16 protein-coding genes are annotated in these 19,959 nt (G+C 55.9%); 5 read left to right on the top strand and 11 right to left on the bottom strand.

The annotated features are described in order from the left end of the window. Nucleotides 1-52 precede the first annotated feature (52 nt). Nucleotides 53-2,014, bottom strand: a complete 1,962-nt coding sequence (locus PKC29_13285; GenBank protein ID HML96390.1) for a hydantoinase/oxoprolinase family protein — start codon at nucleotides 2,012-2,014, stop codon at nucleotides 53-55. A gap of 145 nt (nucleotides 2,015-2,159) precedes the next feature. After that, nucleotides 2,160-2,369, bottom strand: a complete 210-nt coding sequence (rpoZ, locus tag PKC29_13280) for a DNA-directed RNA polymerase subunit omega (GenBank protein HML96389.1) — start codon at nucleotides 2,367-2,369, stop codon at nucleotides 2,160-2,162. A 138-nt stretch (nucleotides 2,370-2,507) separates the two neighbouring features. Between rpoZ and hisIE the strand changes: the two genes are divergently transcribed. Then, the gene (gene hisIE, locus PKC29_13275) at nucleotides 2,508-3,179 is read left to right on the top strand and encodes a bifunctional phosphoribosyl-AMP cyclohydrolase/phosphoribosyl-ATP diphosphatase HisIE (protein HML96388.1); all 672 of its coding nucleotides are present in this window, start codon (nucleotides 2,508-2,510) and stop codon (nucleotides 3,177-3,179) included. A gap of 84 nt (nucleotides 3,180-3,263) precedes the next feature. Here hisIE and PKC29_13270 read toward each other — a convergent pair whose 3' ends face one another. Beyond that, on the bottom strand, nucleotides 3,264-3,749 hold the full coding sequence (locus PKC29_13270; protein ID HML96387.1) for a hypothetical protein: 486 nt from the start codon (nucleotides 3,747-3,749) through the stop codon (nucleotides 3,264-3,266). A 24-nt stretch (nucleotides 3,750-3,773) separates the two neighbouring features. Beyond that, nucleotides 3,774-4,274, bottom strand: a complete 501-nt coding sequence (locus PKC29_13265) for a hypothetical protein (protein HML96386.1) — start codon at nucleotides 4,272-4,274, stop codon at nucleotides 3,774-3,776. 150 nt (nucleotides 4,275-4,424) lie between these two features. On the opposite strand from PKC29_13265, the gene PKC29_13260 reads away from it, so the two are divergent. Further along, nucleotides 4,425-5,216 carry an enoyl-CoA hydratase-related protein gene (locus PKC29_13260; GenBank protein ID HML96385.1) on the top strand — a complete coding sequence of 264 codons (792 nt, stop codon included), beginning with the start codon at nucleotides 4,425-4,427 and terminating at the stop codon, nucleotides 5,214-5,216. A gap of 13 nt (nucleotides 5,217-5,229) precedes the next feature. On the opposite strand, the gene PKC29_13255 is transcribed toward PKC29_13260, so the two are convergent. The 3 genes from PKC29_13255 to PKC29_13245 all read right to left on the bottom strand — a co-directional run bounded on the left by PKC29_13255 (nucleotide 5,230) and on the right by PKC29_13245 (nucleotide 9,250). Further along, nucleotides 5,230-6,540 carry a glycosyltransferase family 39 protein gene (locus PKC29_13255; GenBank protein HML96384.1) on the bottom strand — a complete coding sequence of 437 codons (1,311 nt, stop codon included), beginning with the start codon at nucleotides 6,538-6,540 and terminating at the stop codon, nucleotides 5,230-5,232. A 240-nt stretch (nucleotides 6,541-6,780) separates the two neighbouring features. Further along, nucleotides 6,781-7,677 carry a GTPase Era gene (era, locus tag PKC29_13250; GenBank protein ID HML96383.1) on the bottom strand — a complete coding sequence of 299 codons (897 nt, stop codon included), beginning with the start codon at nucleotides 7,675-7,677 and terminating at the stop codon, nucleotides 6,781-6,783. A 46-nt stretch (nucleotides 7,678-7,723) separates the two neighbouring features. Further along, nucleotides 7,724-9,250 (bottom strand): glycosyltransferase family 39 protein, encoded by a 1,527-nt coding sequence (locus PKC29_13245; protein ID HML96382.1) that lies wholly within the window; start codon nucleotides 9,248-9,250, stop codon nucleotides 7,724-7,726. Nucleotides 9,251-9,436: 186 nt separating this feature from the next. On the opposite strand from PKC29_13245, the gene aspS reads away from it, so the two are divergent. Further along, complete coding sequence (gene aspS, locus PKC29_13240; GenBank protein HML96381.1) at nucleotides 9,437-11,236, top strand: aspartate--tRNA ligase; 1,800 nt, start codon at nucleotides 9,437-9,439, stop codon at nucleotides 11,234-11,236. A gap of 19 nt (nucleotides 11,237-11,255) precedes the next feature. Here aspS and PKC29_13235 read toward each other — a convergent pair whose 3' ends face one another. The 4 genes from PKC29_13235 to PKC29_13220 are packed head-to-tail and all read right to left on the bottom strand — an operon-like array spanning nucleotide 11,256 to nucleotide 15,304. Further along, nucleotides 11,256-12,212 carry a DUF4340 domain-containing protein gene (locus tag PKC29_13235; GenBank protein HML96380.1) on the bottom strand — a complete coding sequence of 319 codons (957 nt, stop codon included), beginning with the start codon at nucleotides 12,210-12,212 and terminating at the stop codon, nucleotides 11,256-11,258. A 54-nt stretch (nucleotides 12,213-12,266) separates the two neighbouring features. Next, entirely contained in the window at nucleotides 12,267-13,628 is a 1,362-nt protein-coding gene (locus PKC29_13230; GenBank protein HML96379.1) for a GldG family protein, read from the bottom strand. Further along, nucleotides 13,625-14,377 carry an ABC transporter permease gene (locus PKC29_13225; GenBank protein ID HML96378.1) on the bottom strand — a complete coding sequence of 251 codons (753 nt, stop codon included), beginning with the start codon at nucleotides 14,375-14,377 and terminating at the stop codon, nucleotides 13,625-13,627. Before PKC29_13225 ends, PKC29_13230 begins: the two co-directional genes overlap by 4 nt. After that, on the bottom strand, nucleotides 14,378-15,304 hold the full coding sequence (locus PKC29_13220; protein HML96377.1) for an ATP-binding cassette domain-containing protein: 927 nt from the start codon (nucleotides 15,302-15,304) through the stop codon (nucleotides 14,378-14,380). A gap of 492 nt (nucleotides 15,305-15,796) precedes the next feature. On the opposite strand from PKC29_13220, the gene PKC29_13215 reads away from it, so the two are divergent. Both PKC29_13215 and odhB read left to right on the top strand, forming a co-directional pair. Then, a complete protein-coding gene (locus tag PKC29_13215) occupies nucleotides 15,797-18,610 on the top strand; it encodes a 2-oxoglutarate dehydrogenase E1 component (protein ID HML96376.1) in 2,814 nt (937 codons plus the stop codon). Nucleotides 18,611-18,628: 18 nt separating this feature from the next. Continuing rightward, nucleotides 18,629-19,882 carry a 2-oxoglutarate dehydrogenase complex dihydrolipoyllysine-residue succinyltransferase gene (gene odhB, locus PKC29_13210; GenBank protein ID HML96375.1) on the top strand — a complete coding sequence of 418 codons (1,254 nt, stop codon included), beginning with the start codon at nucleotides 18,629-18,631 and terminating at the stop codon, nucleotides 19,880-19,882. Nucleotides 19,883-19,959: the final 77 nt, after the last annotated feature.

The raw sequence follows: 19,959 nt of genomic DNA, 5'->3' as shown, positions 1-19,959 counted from the left end.
ATATCCTATGTTTACTTCCTTTGAAGTGCCGAGTCAATAAAGTCTCGTACTATCATACGGTCGCGAGTATGTTTCCCCACTTATCCACCTCACACTTAAACCCCGGTGCGATGTAAAGCGTGGACGTCTCCTCGAAGATAATCGCCGGGCCGGGGAACCTGAATCCGGGGTGGAAATCCTCCCTCATGTAAGAGCGCGCCTTCGTCTCGCGCCCGTCGATTATCACGCTTTCTCTCGAATCCCTTACCGTCTTCTTTCCGCTTCCGAGCTCGGGCAGCACGAGTTTTTTCTTCCTTCGTACGGCCCTCAGCCTTAGCGTGACGACTTCGACTTCGTCCTTCGGCATCGAATAGCCGTAGAGCTTCCTGTGCGTCTCGTTGAAGACCTTCACAAAATTTTTACCGTAAGGGATAGTGATCTCGTGAGCCTGCCTCTTGTAGCGCGCGTCCACGTATCTTTCATACCTTACCCCGCTTTCACCGAAATCCGCTCTCGATTTTTTTACGAGCGCCTCGAATCCCCGCTCTATCTCGTCCGCTGCAGCGCCGCCTGCCGCGACGAATACGGTCGCGCTATAGTCTTTGAACGTGTCGGCCATGAGCATCCCCAATGCCGACAGCACCCCGGGCTCCCTCGGGAATATCACCGTTTTTATCTCCATCCCCCGCGCGAGCTCGCAGGCGTGGAGCCCCCCCGCCCCGCCGAAAGAAAGTAGAGCGAACTCCCGGGGATCGTACCCCTTTCCTATCGATATCACCCTGAGCGCCCTTTCCATGTTTGAGTTGGCAACCCTTATTATCCCCTCTGAAAGCTCCTCGACCGTAACGCCGAGCTTTCGCGAGAGCTTCCCCAGGGCTGAAAGCGACTTCTCCGGGTATATCATCATCCGCCCCCCGAGGAACCTTCCAGGGTCGATGCGCCGAAGGGCGACGTTCGCGTCCGTCACCGTCGGCAACGCCCCCTTCCCGTAGCACGCAGGGCCGGGGTCTGCCCCCGCACTTTCAGGGCCGACTTTAAGCGCGCCGCCCGTGTCCACGTAAGCTATGGACCCCCCGCCCGCGCCGATGGTCGTCACGTCTATCATCGGCACCTTGAGCGGCACTCCGTCTATGCTCGTCTCCGTCGTGAACTTCGGTCCCCCGTCGCAGAGGGCTACGTCCGTCGATGTGCCTCCCATGTCATACGTGAGCACCTTCTCGTACCCCGCCGCGCTTGAGGCGCCGTACGCCCCGACCACGCCTCCGGCCGGCCCCGAGAGGACGATACGCACGGGCTCGCTTCCGGCTTCATCGGGAGATATGACGCCCCCGCTCGACTGCATTATCGAAATCCCGTCGCCCCCACCGTTCCGGGAGGAGATATTCTCCGATAGGGATCTCATGTACGAGCGCACCTTCGGGACGAGGTACGCATTGGCGACGACCGTCGAGGTCCTCTCGTATTCCCTGAACTCGGGGAGTATCCTCGACGAAACCGAAACGGGCACGCCGAGCGGCTCCAAAAAGACGGCGGCCTTTTCTTCGTTGACAGAATTTTTATAGGAATGTAAAAATGAAATCGCGACGCCCTCGGGCTTTAACCTCTTCAAACGCGCGAGGAGCTTTTTCAGATCGGCGGCGTCTATCCTCTTCAGCACCTTCCCTTCGAAAGACACCCTTTCCTGGACTCCGAGCCGCATATCCCTTCCGACGAGCGGACGCGGCGCTTCCCAGAAGATGTCGTAGAGGCTCCCCCTGTTCTGCCTCCCTATCTCTATCACGTCCTCGAAGCCCGCGGTCGTGACGAGCGCGACCCTGGCCCCCTTCCTTTCGAGGAGGGCGTTCGTGGCGACTGTCGTTCCGTGAACGATTTCGACGCTGCGGAACCTCTTCCCGAGGACGTGCTCCAGTCCCGCTATTATCGACCGCGAAGGATCGTCCGGGGTCGAAGGAGTTTTATAGGAATGAATGGTCTCGCCGTCGAAAAAGACGAAGTCGGTGAAGGTGCCCCCGGTGTCTATACCGGCCCGAATCATTCCCCGCATATCCTTTCCGAGAATATATTCGGCATGATAGCAAGCCCGGTTAAAACCTTATCCGGGGTGTGCCGCGGGCTCAGGGGCTCCGAACGGCAATTCCCGGCACCGTCCGGCGGACCGGGATCTAAAAGGAGGGAATCGTCTAGTACTCGTCCTGGCCTACGGGATAAACGACCTTAACCTTGTCTTCCGCGATTTCCCTGAGAGCGGTCACGACGTCCTTGTTGTCGGTCTCTTCCGAAAGAGGGTGCGCTCCCTTGACGAGCATCCTGGCCCTCTTCATCGCAGCGACCGAAAGTGCAAACCTGTTTACTACTTTTTCAAGGCAATCTTCGATAGTTACCCTTGCCATATATTCGCCCCCCTTGTTATGAAAACCGGTTCAGGACTATAAATATAAGGGATGAAGAGGGTTATGTAAAGCGTCCCGGCCCGGGACTCGGCAAGCGGCTCCCGTTTGGTTAATATTATTATTTCCGGAGGAAACGACATGGATCTCGATCAGGTTAAGTACGACGACAAAGGACTGGTTTCAGTCATAGTTCAGGACTTCCAGAACGGGCAGGTGCTCATGCTCGCCTTCGCCGACAGGGAGGCGCTCGAAAAGACCCTCGAAACCGGGAAGACCCACTTCTGGAGCAGGTCGCGCGGACGGCTCTGGATGAAGGGCGAGGAATCGGGGAACGTCCAGGAGGTGAAGGAGATATACTTCGACTGCGACAGAGACGCCGTCCTCGTTCTCGTCGACCAGAAAGGGGTCGCCTGCCACACGGGGCAGAGGACGTGCTTCTTCACGCCCCTCGACGGCGCGGAACGCACATCCCCGGCCTTCGGCGGAGCGGGAACGGACGACAAAACACTCCGGGACGTATGGAACGTTGTCGACGACAGAAAGCGTAACCCGCGCGAGGGCTCTTACGTGAGCGGCCTCTTCGAGAAGGGGCTCGACAAGATACTGAAGAAAATCTCCGAGGAAGCGGGCGAGGTGGTAATCGCGTCCAAGAACGAGAGCCGGAACGAGGTCATATACGAAACGGCCGACCTCTGGTTCCATTCCCTGATAGCGCTTTCGTATTTCGACATTACGCCCGAGGATATATTCGAGGAGCTCGGAAGGCGGTTCGGAAAGCCGAGCGAGGCCTACAGGAACAGCGACGGGTAAGTGCGCCGCAATAATGGAACGGGCGGCGCTTGATCGACCGGCCCCCGCACCTATGCGGGAGCAACCGGCGGGTTCACAATTCAATCAGCGGTTCTTCTTCGGCCTGTCCTTCTCTTCTATGTACTCACTGAGAAAGGTCCTGTTCCTGACAGACGGCGGCAGGTTCCCGAGATCGGGCTTCGGCATGTTCGTCGAGAGGTCGCTCGTAAAGGCGAAGCTCGAAACCACCTTCTCCACCTTCTTCGTCCCGCAGAGCGGGCAGGCGACTTTCTTCTCGTCTTCGTCCACGTATATGAGCTCCGAGAAACGGTAGTTCTTCGGCAGGTTTACGAAAACGAGGATCGTCCCTTCGTTCAGATAGAAGTTCAGATCGACGGCGTTCTTGTCGCGCTTTCCGGCCTCGGCCAGCACCTTTTCGTTATCGAGATCGAGCACGCCGATGTGATTGATGTTGTCGTATTTTTTAACGAGGTCGGCCACGAGCTTCTTCGTGACCTTCTGCCCGAGCGCTTTAAGAGAATCTTCGACGTTCTTTCTGCACGGGATGCATTCGTATTCAAAAAGCGGCATTTCTACCCCCTGTCTTTAATGATATTACCTGTTGAAGTACTGGTTGAGGTGTTCCTGCCCCACCCAGTCGTTCTTCATTTCCTCGTCCTTCTGCTGTTTATACTCGAGGTGCCACCTGAGCTCGTCCTTCGGCCCCGGGGCCCTCTTGCTCTTGTCGTCGAATATGGCCTTGAACGTCGAGAACACCCTCGTTACGTCCTTGTCCCCGCAGATCGGGCACTTAAGGTCCTTCTCGTCGCCCTCTTCGTAAATGAGATGGCTGAATCTGAAGTTCTTTAGCTCGAGGTAGAGCACCTTGTCATCGAGCTTGAAGCGGAAGCGCCTTGGCCCTCTCGTGTTCGCCTTCTCGCCGAGCGCGAAGATTTCCTTCCCCGTCTCCGAGTCCGTAACCTCTATATAGAGGAACCCCGGATTCTGCTTCATTATCCTGGCCGCGTTGGTCTTGTTAAGCTTCGGCACAAGGGCGTCAATATCGCTGTTGTATTTGTTGTAGCACTTGTCGCACTCGTATTCGAAAAGAGGCATGGCGTCACTCTCCTGACTTTATGAAGTACTAAAGATAACCAATAAATCCGGATTGCTCCAGTTGGGGAACAGGTCCGGCGGCCCGATTTGACAAAGCCCGCGCCGGACGATTATTCTTCCGATTATATTTATTATAATACGGAAATCAGGATGACCGAAACCCGGGAGCTCCTCGTAAACGAAAGCGGGGCCGTATGCACGCTCACTATCAACACCCCCCAAAAGAGGAACGTCGTCACGCCGTCCATGCTGCTTGAGCTCGAGGAAACATTCGGGAGGCTCCGGGACGAGGACAGGATTAGATGCGTCGTAATGCGCGGCGCGGGGGGGAGCGCATTCTCTTCGGGCTACGACATAACGGCCATCCGCGAAGACGACATGATACGGAATTTCGAGGGCGATAACCCTCTCCCGAGGGCCATTCACGCGATAGAGACGTTCCCCTACCCCGTGATTGCGATGATAAACGGCCACGCCTTCGGCGCCGGGCTCGAAATCGCCGCCACCTGCGACATAAGAATCTCGGTCGATAGCTGCCTCTTCGGAATGCCCCCCGCCAAGCTCGGGGTAGTTTATTCCTACAGGGGCGTAAGGAGGTTCCTTAACCTCGTGGGCCCCGGCTATACGAAAGAGCTCTTTCTTACCGGAAGGCCGGTGAATCCCGAAAGGGCCGCTGTTATGGGACTAGTCAATTTCGTCGTCAGGCCCGAGGAGCTCGAAGAATTCACATACACCCTCGCGCGGGAGATAGCCGACAACGCACCACTCTCCACGAAGGCCATGAAGGAGATGACGAACGTCTGGCAGAGGAGCCTCGTAATGAGCCCCGAGGACGAGGCTCTTTTAAAAGAGCTCACGTTGAACGTGCAGGAAAGCGACGACTATAAAGAAGGCCAGAAGGCCTTCGCCGAGAAGAGAAAACCGGTTTTCAAGGGGAGATAAAACATTCTTCCACTCACTCCCGTTTCTTTCTCAGCCTGAACAAATCCAGCAAGTTATGTCGGCTTTCGGATATAAAATCATATTCGGGCGAGAGGCCCTGTATGGTCTTCAGCCTGTTAACGGGATGCGCGTGCATTACGAACCACACGTCGTGCGTCTCCATGTCGGGATACGAGGGGAACTTGTCTCTTAAAGGTATCATGCGGAGGTCGTCCCGCTTGAGATAATATTCGGCGGAGACGGCTTCGTAAAAGGGAAAGACTATTACGTAGTCTCCGCTTCCGGCATTCGACTCGATCTCCCTCACGACCTCCCGCCACTGGTGCTTTTCTACCCCGTCGTAGTACCCGTACAGTTTCGCAGCCGAGAGCAATAGAACCACCGCGGCTACCGCATAAAGAACCGGCCTTTTGTTGATCACGCTCATGCCTGCGGAGGCCAGGAGATAAAGTCCCGCCGACGATACGATCGCATACCGGGACACCACGATAGGAGTGAAGATTAGAGAGAATACGAACGGCACTATCACCGGGACCGCGATCCACAACAGAAGAAGATAAATCTTCTCGCCGTACGTGATGTCTCCGACCGGCGCGGCTTCGTCCGCCGGGGCGAACAGCCCCTTGAGGCCTTTAACGCTTCGGAGTTTCTCGGAATTCGCTATCGCCAGGAGGACAAACCCGGCAAGGAGAGCCAGCATATAGGCCGAGCCCGCGTAATTATTGAAATAATTAAGCAGGTCCAGGTAGTGGGGCTCCGGTATCCAGAACGACCCCCTTACGGACGAGAACCTCCGGGCAAGAAGGATAAAACCCGGTATATAGAGGACCCCCAACGTAACCTGCACGAGTATCCACCGCGTAAACCCGAGCCCGCCTGTGCGGCCCCGTCTCAGGAAAAGAGTGAAGCAAAAGATGTTCTGCGCGAGGATTGTAAAAAGGCCGAAGTAATGGGTGTAGCAGAGAAGTGCGCTCGACAGAACGTAAACCGCAGCCCATCGCCGTTTCCACCCCGAAATCATCTTCAGGAGCGAATAATAAGAGGCGAGCGCCAGGAAAACCATCACCGTGTAGCCTCTCGCCTCCTGTGAATACCTCACGTGAAAAAACGAGACGGCCATTATCAGCGCGGCGAAGAGCCCGGCCCTCCCGCCGAAAAGGAGCCTGCCGACGGAATAGGTAAAAACGATCGAAAGGACTCCGAACACCACCGAGGGGAACCTGGCCACGAATTCCGAATCCCCGAAGACGGGGATCCAAAGATGAAGCACCATGTAGTAAAACGGGGGGTTGGTTTCCCTGCTCGGGCCGGCGACCCACTTTATCAGCTCTACAAAGCCGAGCCTCGATACGTCGATGGATACGGCTTCGTCGAACTATACGCTCTCACCGCCGAGGTCGTAAATCCTGAGCGCAAGCCCGAGAAGCACGATGAAAAGGAGAAGATAGTTGTCTCTCAAAATGTGGAGCAGCTTTCTTTCAGACATCTCATCGCCCGGGATCATTCAGAGCCTCGACTTAACGTTCCGCAGAGCCCGGAAGAGCCGCGCACATCCGAAACATACTCAGCTCCCGTACCCGAAATCCCTTATCAGGTTTTCCCGGTCGGTCCAGTTCTCGCTCACCTTGACCCACAGCTCCAAAAACACCTTCGAGCCGAGGATGCGCTCTATATCCGCGCGGGCCCGGCTCCCGATCTCCTTCAGCATCTCGCCGCCCTTTCCGATGATAATCCCCTTGTGGTTCATCCTCTCGACGTATATCACAGCCGATATGTGGACGAGCTTCTTCTCGGGGACGTCCTTGAACTCCTCTATCGACACGGCCGTTTTATAGGGGATCTCCTGCTGTGTGAGGTTGAATATCTTCTCCCTTATGAGCTCCGCCGCGAGAAATCTCTCGGGCTGGTCCGTTATCATGTCGTCCGGGAAATACTTCGGCCCCTCCGGGAGGCGGCTCCTTATGGCATTCAGAAGCTCGGGAATGCCGTCGGCAGTTGCGGCGGAAATAGGGATTATATCTAGGAACCTGTCCCCGAACTTTCGCGCCTCGTTCAGGATGGGAAGTATCTCGCCCTTTTTAATCTTGTCGATCTTGTTGACGAGCAGAATTGCCGGCTTCGGAAGGCTCTCGATTATAAACGTGTCCCCCTTGCCGAACGGCTCCTTCACCTCGATCATCATCAGTATCACGTCGGCTTCCCCGACGGCCGACATCGCCGCCTGGACCATGGCCTTTCCGAGCTTCCCCCGCGCCTTGTGTATGCCGGGGGTATCGAGGAATATGAGCTGCGCGTCGGGCAGGTTCCTTATGCCGAGTATCCTGTTCCGCGTCGTGTTGGGCTTGTCCGAGACGGCGGCGATCTTCTCGCCGACGACTGCGTTTACGAGCGTCGATTTCCCGACGTTCGGCCTTCCCACGATAGATATAAACCCCGAGCGAAAATCCGTTTCATCGTTCATGACAATCTTTCCTTTTCTCTTAAAAATATCTTCCGCAACTCTCCGTCTATTCCGTTTTTTCCCTGAACCTGTAAATATGGAGTCCCATATATTCCTTTTCAGATACGTAATCGAAGCGGGACGCCATTTTGATCTTTACTATATTCTTCTCGAGACCCCTGTGTCTCGATACTACCAGCCATACATTATCGCCGGCGGCTCTTCCGGATAAAAATCCCTGTGAGAACTTTTCCAGCCTTAGGTCGCCCCTTCTCAGATAGTATGCCGCGGGCTCAACTTCGAAGCTCGGATACGTTAGCACCAGGTCCCCGCTCCCGGCCTCCTCCTGTATGTATTTCATAGCCTCGCGCCAATCGTACTTTTCCGTCTCAACATAGTATCTCTTAAGGCCGGGGAAGGAAAGCCCCGCTATAAGGGCGACTACGAGCACTATGGCGATATTCGCCCTGAGTCCGCCGATCCCGCGCGCCGTCAGGATGTAAAACGCCGGGGCGGCGGCTATCGTGTACCTGTAGATCAATATCGGTGAGGATATTTGAGAAATGACAAAAGGTATGAGCACGACTCCGAATATCCATGCCAGGAGAAGGTACGTTCTCTCGCCGTACGTGATGCCGGGCCCCTCCGGGTTGTAACCTTGCCTGCTGTAAAACCTTTCCGGTATTCTCATGCGCTTTATCAGTCCGGGGCCGGCGAGCGCAAGAAGCGTGAAGAATAGAAACACGCACAGGAGAAAAAACGTACCGGCATGTAATGTAAAATAGCCGAGCAGGTCCCTTAACCCGGGCTCCGATATCCAGAACCCCTTTCGTATGGCGGCCGTGTTTCTGATCATTAAATAGGAGCAGGGAAGAAAAAGAAGAGCCACGGCAACCTGAAGAAGGAACCACTTCGAAAGCCCGAGGGCCCCTGCCCTTTTCTTCCGGGCGAGCACCGTAAAAAACCAGATATTCTGCGCGAGCATAACGAAAATGCCGTAGTAGTGGCTATAGACGAGACAGACGCTCGAAACGACGTAGGCCGCCGCGTATACGCGCTTCTCCGACATCGTCGTAAGAAGGAGGAAGTAATAGGACAGGAGCGCGAGAAAGGCCATAAGGCTATAGGCCCTAGCCTCCTGCGAAAACATTATATTGAAAATGGAAACGGCCAGTATCGATGCGGCGACGAGGCCCGTTTTCTTATCGAAAAGCAGCTTCCCGAGGGCATAGATTACGAATATTGACAGCGAGCCGAATATGGCGGAAGGCATCCTGACCGACGTCTCGGAATCCCCGAAAACCTGAACCCACAGATGAAGAAGCGTGTAATAAAGGGGCGGGTTGTTGTCGTCGACCTCGGTTATCCAGCGAAGATGCTCCACGAATCCGAGCTTCGCCACGGCGACGGATACAGCCTCGTCGTACCATATACTCTCGCCGTCTATGTCATAGACTCTGAGCGCAAGTCCGGCTGCGAAAATTAACAAGACAAGATAGTTATCCCGGATGAAAGCCGATACCGGCGGATATTTCAAAACCGCTTCTTCCTTCGCCATGAGGCAGAGCCGGGCCCGGGCCCGTATTAATACCATGATACTCGCCGGTAAAGCCAATTTCCATCTATACGCCGCCCTTCGATATTTTTATCTTCCCGAAGTCCTTATCCGGGGGTGAATGGAATTCGCCGTCTTCCACGGGGGCCTGTATTGCCAAATTGAAAACAAAGGTTAAGATTTTCGCTTCTGAGGGATACCTAGACACAAAGGAGCCGAACAAACATGCTTGAACATCTGGGAGACTGGACCAGGACCGATTACTGCGGGGATTTACGTACGGAGGATATCGGCCGCGACGTCGTGCTTATGGGATGGGTGCAGTCGAACAGAGACCACGGCGGCGTGATATTTATCGACCTCAGGGACAGGGAAGGCCTCGTCCAGGTCGTATTCAGCCCGCAGGTGAGCGGAGAGGTTCACGAGAAGGCGGGGGCGCTCAGGGACGAATGGGTCATTGCCGTCCGCGGCAAGGTCACGAGCCGCTCGCCCGAGACAGTAAACAAAAATCTCCCCACCGGCGAGATAGAAGTCGTCGCCGGGGAAGTCAGGATACTGAACACCTCGAAGGTCATCCCCTTCCTCATCGAGGACGACATAAACGTCGATGAGCTCCTCAGGCTAAGGCACAGGTACCTCGACCTCAGGCGCCCCTTCATGAGGGACAATATCATTACGCGCCACAAAACGGTCTCCGCGACGAGGAATTTCCTTAACGGCGCCGGATTCCTGGAAGTCGAAACGCCATACCTCACGCGCTCGACACCCGAGGGCGCGAGGGACTTTCTCGTCCCGAGCAGGCTCAACCCCGGCGAGTTCTACGCTCTTCCCCAGTCGCCTCAGCTCCTTAAGCAAACCCTCATGGTCTCGGGGTTCGACCGCTACTACCAGATAGTGCGCTGTTTCCGCGACGAAGACCTCCGCGCCGACCGCCAGCCCGAATTCACACAGATAGACCTCGAAATGTCGTTCGTAAGGGAAGGCGACATAATGAACGTCGTCGAGGGCATACTGAAGTCCATATTCTCCGAAGCAGCCGGCATAGAGATCGAAACGCCGTTCCCGAGGATGAAATACGACGAGGCTATGCTGAGATACGGCTCCGACAAGCCGGATACGAGGTTCGGACTCGAGCTAGAGGACATATCCGATATATTCAGGGACTCCCAGTTCCAGGTCTTCAGCGGCGCCCTCAAGAAGGGCGGCATCATTAAGGCGCTCAACCTCAAGGGAAGGGCCGGCGACCTCTCCAGAAAAGAAATCGACGACCTCGGCGAGGCTGCCAAGTCCCTCGGGGCCAAGGGCCTCGCATGGATTCGCGTCTCGGACGGCGAATGGCAGTCCCCCATCATAAAATTCTTCAGCGACAAGGAAAAGGAAGACCTCAAAAACGCGCTTCGGCTTGAGGACGGCGACATCGTATTCTTCGCCGCCGACACCCCGCACATAGTCAACATGGTGCTCTCGCACATAAGGCTCGAGCTCGGGGAGAAGCTGGGGCTCATCGACCACGGCAAGTTCAACTTCCTCTGGGTAGAGGAGTTCCCGCTCCTCGATTACGACCCTGCCGAGAAGCGCTACGTCGCGATGCACCACCCTTTCACCTCGCCCAGGGAAGAGGATATCCGTCTTCTCGACGAGGCCGACAAGAGCGGCATCCGTTCGAGGGCGTACGACGTAGTCTTAAACGGCGTCGAGATAGGCGGAGGCAGCATAAGGATCTACCGTAAGGACGTACAGGAGAAGCTCTTCAAGGCAATCGGCCTTACGGACGAAGAGGCGCAGGCGAAATTCGGCTTCCTCCTGGAAGCGCTCGAATTCGGAGCGCCGCCCCACGGCGGCATAGCGCTCGGCCTCGACAGGATAGTGATGCTCATCTCCGGGGCTGATTCCATAAGGGACGTTATCGCGTTCCCGAAAACGCAGAAGGGCGCATGCCCGCTGACCGAAGCCCCCTCCCCCGTCGATACGGCGCAGCTCCTAGAGCTCGGAATTAAGCTCGACGTAAAGGAAAAAAAGAAGTAGGAAATCCCGCCGGCCGGCGTTACCTGGGGAGCTTCAGCACGGCTATCTGATCGAGGTTCTTGGGCAGTATCCCGAAGTGCTCCTTGGGGACGGCGTAGACTGCCTCCCCTCCCGAAGTCATGACGTAAAAATTATCCTCGTCCATCCTCTTCCCGAAAAAGACGGTCTCCGATACGTCTTCTCCGAAAAACCCGGCTTCCGCCACGGGCTCGTCGAGGCCGTAAGCCGCAAGGTCCCCGGGCTCGTCCGCAACGAAGTCCGAAGCTTTTAGCCTCGTAAAGGAATTGAGAATCTCGTCTACCTTCTTCTGGTCTACCGGTCTCGGCAATTCCGCCCCCGACTGGACCCAAAGGCCCCCCTCCTTTCTGAGCTCGACGCTGAATGCCCCTGCCCTCACCACTATCCTGTCCACGGCGTCCCTGTCGAAGCCGGTAACCGCCCTGTCCCTGAAGCCCTCCGCGCTCCCGTTCAGAATCCCCCAGAGATAATGGTCCCTTACGAGTATTACCCGTCCCTCACCGAGGTCGTATATGTAAATGCCCGAGCCTACCGGGCTCTTGTCGCCTATGATCACCGGGTAATCGAATTCATTCGTGACCACGGTGAACTCCCTCTTGGATTCGACGAAGCCGAATTCGTCGAGGCCGGCCTCGTCGGTCGACACCACCCTGTCGGCTTCCATTTCGGTCAGGTCGTCCACGATGTCCCGGACGATTTCAGAATCGGCCTCGTGCCTCTTTCCGTCATGTACGACGTACCACTCCCCGTCCGCTTTTTCGAGAGAGACCTTTTCCCCGGGATAGACTATTTTGATGGCTTGAACGTCGTCGGGCTTTACACCGGGGAAGACCTTTTCAGTGGGCGGTGCTTCCGCCGCCTTTTTCTGAGAATCGTAGTAGAGGACGCCTCCCAGCAGTATGACGAATAATGCCAGGGCAACGAGCGTGCCCGTAAATTTTCTTAAATACTTACCCAATTTGACCCTTTCGTTTTTATTATCGCCCCGGGCCGAAGAGACCTGCCCCCTCCCCTAAAGCCTCTTTCTCTTCCACCATATCGCTATACCGGAAAAGAATATAACAGCCGGAATCATAATTACAGTAAAAAAGAATATCACGTTCGTCTGCTTGTTCGTTATGGCGAGCTTTCCGACCTGCCCGGCCTTTGGCCTTATCGATATCAGGTTCTCGTCCCCGGAAACCCAGTTCACGGTATTTAAGAAAAGATCCCTGTTGCCCGAAAAGTCGATGAATATGTTCGATACGAAATCCACGCTCCCGAAGACCGCCACACGCGACTTGTTGTCTTCGTTCTCGACGACAGCCGCCACGCCCAGCGGCCCCGCCATGTCGTTATCCTCCTGCTGGGCCACACCCTGGTCGAAGAGCTCGAAATTCGTCTCGGACCAGCTGTACTCTCCCGTATTAGCCAGAACGGCAGTATCGATGTCTTCTTCGGCTATGTCTATGCTCCGTGAGTACGGGAATATGGTCGCGAACCTGAACCCCTCCGTAATGTCGTGGTGGGCGTACTGCGCCACTATAGGCGCTATGTCCCCGCCGCCTTCGAGCTTGGAGCTCGGGTCGACGATTATATCGTCCCTTATCTCGAACCCGTATCCCTTAAGGAGCCCCGCTATCTCGGAGCCCGACCGGGGCTCTATCAGGAATATCGCCTTCCCGCCGTTATCGAGATAGCTCTTCAGCATGCCGATTTCCTTTAAGGAAAAGGACTGCTTCGGCGCGGCCACGAGAAGGACCGAGTTGTCCTCCGGGATTCCGTCGCCGCGCAGCAGCATGAACTCCTTTACCTTGTATCCTTCGTCCTCGAGCGCCTTTCTCAAAACGCCGAGCCCCTCGGGCTCTATGTCGTCGTTGACGTCGCGCTCGCCGTGCCCCGTCATGAAATAAACTGTCTTGTCGACCTTCCTGTTGAGCTTGAATATTGCGTTCGTTATGTCTTCCTCGGAGCTTTTCAGAATGCCGCCCGAGATGTGGTCGGCGAGCCTTAGCTTTATAGTCTGCTCGTCGTCGGCCATGACTACAGTGCCGTACTCCTTAATGTCATACTTCTTGGCTATCCCCGGCTCCTTGTCGGGGTTCACGTACCTCACCTTTATCTTCCCCGACCGCCTCGTGTATTCCTTTATGAGGTCCTGAAACTCGCCCTTGTCGACCCCGACGTCCTTGAAAAACGCTATGACCTCTATGTCGCCGTCGATGTTGTCTATGACGGCGGTCGTGTGCTCGGAAACCGTGTAGAGCTTCGAATCCGTCATGTCGATCCTGACGTCGGTCTTAAAGAAGATGTAGTTTACGAGTATGAGTATTCCGCAGACGCTCAATATCGAGACGAGCGCGTTCGTTCCGTAAATGAGGCGCCTTCTCTTCATCTCCACCTCTCCGATTCGAGAGCCGAGTACGTCAGGAAAAGGCCGAGCGAGATGAGCGAAATGTAGTAGACGACGTCCTTAAGATCGATTATCCCTTTCCCGAAATCCTCGTAGTGGTTAATAACGGACAGGTATCCGAGAATGCTGCTCTCGGCGTCGGACAGCGCGCCTACGAGCCAGAGCACGAGAAGAACGCCGAAGCTGATGACGGCGGCGATGAGCTGATTGTCCGTAAGCGACGATGCGAATATCCCTATCGCCAGGAACGACGCCCCCAGAAGGAATAGCCCGATGTAGCCCGAAAGCACGGCCCCCAGATCCGGATTCCCGTGGACCATGAGCACGAACACGTTTATCGACGAGAGGACCAGCATCAATATAAGGAGTATGAGAGCCGCGGCAAATTTCCCGAACACTATCGTTCTCAGGCGTATAGGCGAGGTGAAGAGGAGCTCCGCCGTGTAGTTTTTCTTCTCGTCCGCGATGAGACGCATCGTAATAAGCGGCACTATGAGCAAAAGGACGATGCTGATCGTGCCGAAGTAAGGGAGTATCACGAGGTTATTGAGGTTGAGGTCCCCTGTCTGGAGCTGATAGCTCGGATCGAGCTGGAACTGCAAAAATCCCTGAAGATACAGGAAAAAGAACCTTGCCGAAATAACCTGAAAGACCACGAGTATGATGTACGCCAGCGGGGACGCGAAATACGACCTCAGCTCCCTTTTAAGTACGGGGTAAAATGCACTCATTCAATTCCCTTCAGACGATATGACTTTTAGAAACACCTCTTCCAGCGTGTTTGTGACGGGCCGAAGCTCCAAAAGCCCCCAGTCGTTCTCGACCGCGAGCCTCGATATCTCTTCCCTCACCTCGGCCCCTTTTCTCGGGATGATTATATACTCCCCGGCCGCTCCCGGCTTTACGCTCGACACGTTCCCGAGCGCGTAGATCTTTTCCACCACTCCCTCCCCGTTCTGCCTGGTCCTGAGTAGTATGCTCTCGGCGTTCCTCATATCCTCAGAGAGCCTCTGGAGGGATTCTTCTAAAACTATTTTCCCGTGGTTGATGATAATCACCTTGCTGCATATCATGGTCACTTCGGGCAGAATGTGGGTGCTTAATATAACGGTCCTGTCGCCCGAAAGGCTCTTGATGAGATCCCTTATCTCTATTATCTGCCTCGGGTCGAGTCCTATGGTAGGCTCGTCCAGTATAAGAACCGAGGGATTATTCACCAAAGCCTGCGCTATGCCGACGCGCTGCCTGTATCCCTTCGAAAGGTGCCCTATTATTCTCCGCCTGACCTCCGATATCCCGCACCTCTCCATCACGTAGAATATCCTGCTCTTCTTCTCCTTCCGGCCGACCTTCTTTATATCGGCGACGAAGGACAGGTATTCCATCACCGTCATGTCGTTATAGAGCGGGGGATTCTCGGGCAGATACCCGATCACGCGCTTTGCCTGGAGCGGCTCGTCGAAGATATCGACGCCCTCTATGTGCACCGTCCCATTGGTGGGCGGCATGTATCCCGTGACGATGCGCATGGTCGTCGTCTTGCCCGCGCCGTTCGGGCCCAGAAAACCCAGCACGTCCCCCCTTTCGAGCTGAAAGGAAAGATTCTCCACAGCTGTCAGGTTGCCGTACCTCTTGGTAAGATTGTGGACGTACACCATATGGGTCGAAATCCCGGGCCCCCGCCGTGTTCAAAGGGCACACGCTCCGTTACGGAGATTATAGAATAACCGCCGCGGAATCCTATTCCAAACCCAAATTCAGGCCGGACGACCCCGCACTCATCACACGGCGCGCGGCGCAGGGCGCGGACTATTTTTCAAAAACCTGCATTCTTCGTCTTCTACTTGCCGGAGAGCAGTATATACTTAAAGATTATCGGCGGAGATGGCTGCACCTGGGGCTTTACATCGGGCGTTCGAACAAGAGGCAAAAGAGCGGGATTTTCCGTTTCCCCTACCCAAATCGGCCGGGGACGCCACAACGCTCTGCGCCGCGGCGTCCGAAGGCAACACAAAAGCTTAAAATTGTTATAATTTTAGGCACGGCTGGATTGCGGCATTTACATTAATATGCTAATATACTATCCGAAATTTCAGGCATTCAAGCCAATCCGTTTAGAAATAAATACTATTGATTGAATAGGGAAATATATGGATATTTCGCACATTTTTCACGGACCCAACTCGGGTTACGTACTTGACCTCTACGAGCGTTATCTGAAGGATCCGGATTCAGTCGATTCAACCACGAGAACGATTTTTGACAAAATGCGTCCCGAGATAGGCGACGGCCGTCAGGCCGCCGCTGCGGGCCACGACATTCAGAAGATCGTCGGAGCGGTCAACCTCGCCCAGGCGATAAGGGTTTTCGGCCACCTCGCGGCAAAAATCGATCCGCTCGGGAGCACTCCCACCGGCGACCCGGCTCTCGATCCGGCGACTCACGGGGTAACGGAGGACGACCTCCGCGCCCTGCCGCCCGGCATCATCGACAGCCCCATAGCCGACAGGGCGGCCAACGCGCTCGAGGCGATACAGGGCCTTCGGTCGGTATATTCCTCGGCAATAGGATTCGACTACTACCACATTAATTCTCTCGAAGAGAGAAGGTGGCTGAGGGAAGCGGCCGAATCCGCCTCGTTCAGGCCCCCCAAGGATCCTATCAACGAAAAGCAGCTCCTCGAAAGCCTGACGCAGGTCGAGGTTCTAGAGCGTTTCCTTCACCGCATATTTCCCGGCAAGTTCCGCTTTTCGATCGAAGGCGTGGACATGCTCGTACCCATACTTAACGAAATAGTCGGCCTTTCCGCCGAGTCGGGCATTCACAACATCCTCCTCGGCATGGCCCACAGGGGAAGGCTCAACGTCATGCACCACGTGCTCAACAAGGGCTACAGGGGCACCCTAATAAAATTCAAGGACCCGATACTCCAGAGGGACTTCCGCGACTTCATGGGATGGACGGGAGACGTCAAATACCACGAAGGGGCCCGCCACGCCGTAAAGAACGGCAGGGCCATAGAAATGCAGATAATACTGTCGCCTAACCCGAGCCACCTCGAATCGGTAAACCCCGTGGTCGAGGGGATGGCAAGGGCCGCGGGAACGTCCGTCGACAAGCCCGGAAAGCCCGTGTTCGACCCGAGCGTTTCGCTCCCGATACTCGTGCACGGCGACGCCGCGTTCCCAGGTCAGGGCATAGTTTCCGAGACCTTGAACCTCGGCGGCCTCGAGGGATACCACACAGGCGGCACTATACACGTTATAACGAACAACCAGCTCGGGTATACGGCCCTTCCCGAGAACAGCAGGAGCACCATATACGCGAGCGACCTCGCGAAGGGCTTCGACATCCCGGTAGTCCACGTAAACGCCGACGACCCCGAGGCGTGCATCGAATGCGCGCGTCTCGCCTTCGCATACAAGGCCCGTTTCCACAAGGACTTCCTCATAGACCTCGTCGGATACAGGCGGCACGGGCACAACGAGGCGGACGAGCCGGCATTCACGCAGCCCCAGATGTACAAGATAATCGACAACCATCCGACGGCCAGGGAGGTATGGGCGTCAAGGCTTATAGAAAGAAAGATAATAACCGCGGACGAGGCAGAGGAGCTCGTTAACAAGTACAATGAAGTGCTTCACAGCGATTTCGAGTCTCTGACGCCGGACGACATCCCCGAAGATATGCTCGCGGCCAAGCCCCCGGCAGGTGCGGCCCAGAAGATAAAGACGGCCGTTCCGCTGGAAGAGCTCAGGAGCATAAATTCGGCTCTCATGAGCCTCCCCGGGGATTTCACGATCAACCCGAAGCTTAGAAGAGCCCGGGAAAGAAGGGAAGCCGCCCTGGAGAACATAGACGAAAAGACCATAGACTGGGCGGCGGCCGAAGACCTCGCCCTCGCGACGATACTCGCGGACGGCACTTCCATACGCTTCACCGGCCAGGACAGCGAACGCGGGACGTTCAGCCACAGGCACGCCGTCCTTTACGATTTCGAAAAGGGCACGTCCTACACACCGCTTCAGAATTTCCCGCAGTCCAAAGCGGCATTCGAAATATACAACAGCCCTCTTACCGAAAACGCGTGTATAGGGTTTGAATACGGCTACAACATCCAGGAGCCGGGAAGGCTCATAATATGGGAAGCCCAGTACGGCGACTTTATCAACGGCGCGCAGACGATAATAGACGAATACTTCGTTTCGGCCAGGGCAAAATGGGGGCAGACCCCGTCGCTCGTCCTCCTTCTTCCGCACGGTTACGAAGGACAGGGCCCGGACCACTCCTCAGGGCGACTCAGCAGGTTCCTGAACTCGGCGGCCGAGGGCAATATGCGCATAGCCAACTGCACGACGGCGGCGCAGTACTTCCATCTTCTGAGAAGACAGGCAGGGGTGCTCACCGAAGACCCCCTTCCTCTCGTAGTGCTCACTCCGAAGAGCCTCCTCAGGAATCAGATGATATTCTCCACCCCGAGGGATCTCGCCGAAGGCTCGTGGCAGCCCGTAATCGACGACGAAATGAGCGACGCACAGGCCAAGGGTGTGAAGAGGCTCATACTCTGCAGCGGCAAGGTCTATGTCGATCTCGTTTCCAGCGAGCAGAGAAAACAGAATTCAAAAGACATAGCTATAGCGCGGGTAGAGCAGCTTTATCCTATTCCGACGAAAAAACTCACCCAGGTGCTCGAAAGATATCCCAGGCTCAAGGAAGTCGTATGGCTTCAGGAAGAGCCCGAGAATATGGGTGCATGGATGTTCATGTACCCCTTCCTGAGGAAGTTCATAAAGGGCCGCACCCTGCTTCACTATATCGGCAGGAGACGGAACTCGAGCCCCTCCGAAGGGCTGGCTTCGATGCACAAGGTGAACCAGGAAGCCCTGATAAAGCAGGCTTTCCTGATAGGAAAGCCCCTGCCCAATCTGGACGAGCTTGGCATCACTTGGGTAAGAAACGTATAGAAAACTGGAGAAAACGACATGGCTATAGAGATTAAAGTTCCGGAATTGGGGGAATCGGTGGTCGAAGCCACCATAGTTAGGTGGTTCAAGGCCGAGGGAGACCCTGTCAAGATCGGCGAAGCGCTCGTCGAGCTCGAGACCGAAAAGGCCAACTTCGAAGTCGCCGCGGAAAAGCAGGGCGTCCTCTCCAAGATACTCAAGCAGGACGGCGAGGACGTCGAGGTAGGAGAAGTTCTGGGCTCCATAGAAGAAGGCAAGGCAGGGGAAGCGGCCCCGGCCAGGGAAGCCGCCAGGGCCTCCGAGCCGGCGCCCGAGCCCGTAAAGGAAGCCCCCAAGCAGGAGACGGAAGAGAGGGTCACGCCCGTCGCGAAGCGAGTCGCCGAAGAGAACAATGTAGACGTGTCCAAGGTCCAGGGCACCGGCCCGAGCGGACGCGTCACGAAAGAAGACGTCGAGGCCTACATAGCGAAGGAATCGGCGCAGCCCGCAAAAGAAGAGCCGGCGAAGAGCCCCTCCACCGCGGTCATACAGGCACCCAAGGAAGCGCCGGCTATCCTCCACATATCGCGCGACGCGCGCGAGGAGCGCGTAAAGATGTCCCGCAGGAGAAGGACGATCGCCCGCCGCATGCTCGAGGCCACTCAGACGACCGCCATGCTCACCACGTTCAACGAGATAGACATGGGCGCGGTCATGGACCTCAGGAAGAGAAGAAAAGACGCCTTCAAGGAAAAGTACGGCGTCAACCTCGGCCTAAACTCCTTCTTCGTAAAGGCGTCGATTGGGGCGCTCAAGGCGTTCCCGCAGGTAAACGCCGAGATTGAAGGCGACGACATGATTCTAAAGAACTACTACGATATAGGCGTCGCTATAGGGGCGACCGAAGGGCTCGTCGTACCGGTGCTGAGGAACGCCGACAGCATGTCCTTCGCCGATATCGAGAAGAAAATCAAGGACTACGCCCAGAGGGCCGAAGACAACGCCCTCAGCCTCGAGGAAATCATGGGCGGGACGTTCACGATCACGAACGGCGGCGTATTCGGATCGCTCATGAGCACGCCCATTCTGAACCCGCCGCAGGTCGGTATACTCGGACTCCACAAGATAGAGGAGCGCCCCATGGCGGTGAGCGGCGAGGTCAGGATACGCCCGATGATGTACGTCGCTCTCAGCTACGATCACCGCATCGTCGACGGGCGCGAGGCCGTACAGTTCCTCGTCAAGATAAAAGAGCTCATAGAAGACCCGGAATCGCTCCTCCTCGAAGGATAATCGAGGCTATAAAAACGGCAAAAAAACAGACGCCCGGCCTGTCGGATACAGCGCCGGGCGTTTTTTTTCGCACAAAA

The organism is Thermodesulfobacteriota bacterium (genome assembly GCA_035325995.1).
In the GTDB taxonomy this organism is placed as follows: domain Bacteria; phylum Desulfobacterota_D; class UBA1144; order Nemesobacterales; family UBA2774; genus JADLGH01.
The sequence above is the reverse complement of the archived record's forward strand: the minus strand, read 5'-3'. Positions and strand labels throughout refer to the sequence as shown.

What these genes read in the sequence shown, in the direction of transcription:
- PKC29_13245 (HML96382.1), bottom strand. Translation starts at nt 9,250, where the DNA reads ATGGTATTAATACGGGCCCGGGCCCGGCTCTGCCTCATGGCGAAGGAA.
- PKC29_13225 (HML96378.1), bottom strand. Translation starts at nt 14,377, where the DNA reads ATGAGTGCATTTTACCCCGTACTTAAAAGGGAGCTGAGGTCGTATTTC.
- aspS (HML96381.1), top strand. Translation starts at nt 9,437, where the DNA reads ATGCTTGAACATCTGGGAGACTGGACCAGGACCGATTACTGCGGGGAT.
- PKC29_13230 (HML96379.1), bottom strand. Translation starts at nt 13,628, where the DNA reads ATGAAGAGAAGGCGCCTCATTTACGGAACGAACGCGCTCGTCTCGATA.
- PKC29_13270 (HML96387.1), bottom strand. Translation starts at nt 3,749, where the DNA reads ATGCCGCTTTTTGAATACGAATGCATCCCGTGCAGAAAGAACGTCGAA.
- PKC29_13260 (HML96385.1), top strand. Translation starts at nt 4,425, where the DNA reads ATGACCGAAACCCGGGAGCTCCTCGTAAACGAAAGCGGGGCCGTATGC.
- PKC29_13220 (HML96377.1), bottom strand. Translation starts at nt 15,304, where the DNA reads ATGGTGTACGTCCACAATCTTACCAAGAGGTACGGCAACCTGACAGCT.
- PKC29_13285 (HML96390.1), bottom strand. Translation starts at nt 2,014, where the DNA reads ATGATTCGGGCCGGTATAGACACCGGGGGCACCTTCACCGACTTCGTC.
- rpoZ (HML96389.1), bottom strand. Translation starts at nt 2,369, where the DNA reads ATGGCAAGGGTAACTATCGAAGATTGCCTTGAAAAAGTAGTAAACAGG.
- PKC29_13215 (HML96376.1), top strand. Translation starts at nt 15,797, where the DNA reads ATGGATATTTCGCACATTTTTCACGGACCCAACTCGGGTTACGTACTT.
- era (HML96383.1), bottom strand. Translation starts at nt 7,677, where the DNA reads ATGAACGATGAAACGGATTTTCGCTCGGGGTTTATATCTATCGTGGGA.
- hisIE (HML96388.1), top strand. Translation starts at nt 2,508, where the DNA reads ATGGATCTCGATCAGGTTAAGTACGACGACAAAGGACTGGTTTCAGTC.
- odhB (HML96375.1), top strand. Translation starts at nt 18,629, where the DNA reads ATGGCTATAGAGATTAAAGTTCCGGAATTGGGGGAATCGGTGGTCGAA.
- PKC29_13265 (HML96386.1), bottom strand. Translation starts at nt 4,274, where the DNA reads ATGCCTCTTTTCGAATACGAGTGCGACAAGTGCTACAACAAATACAAC.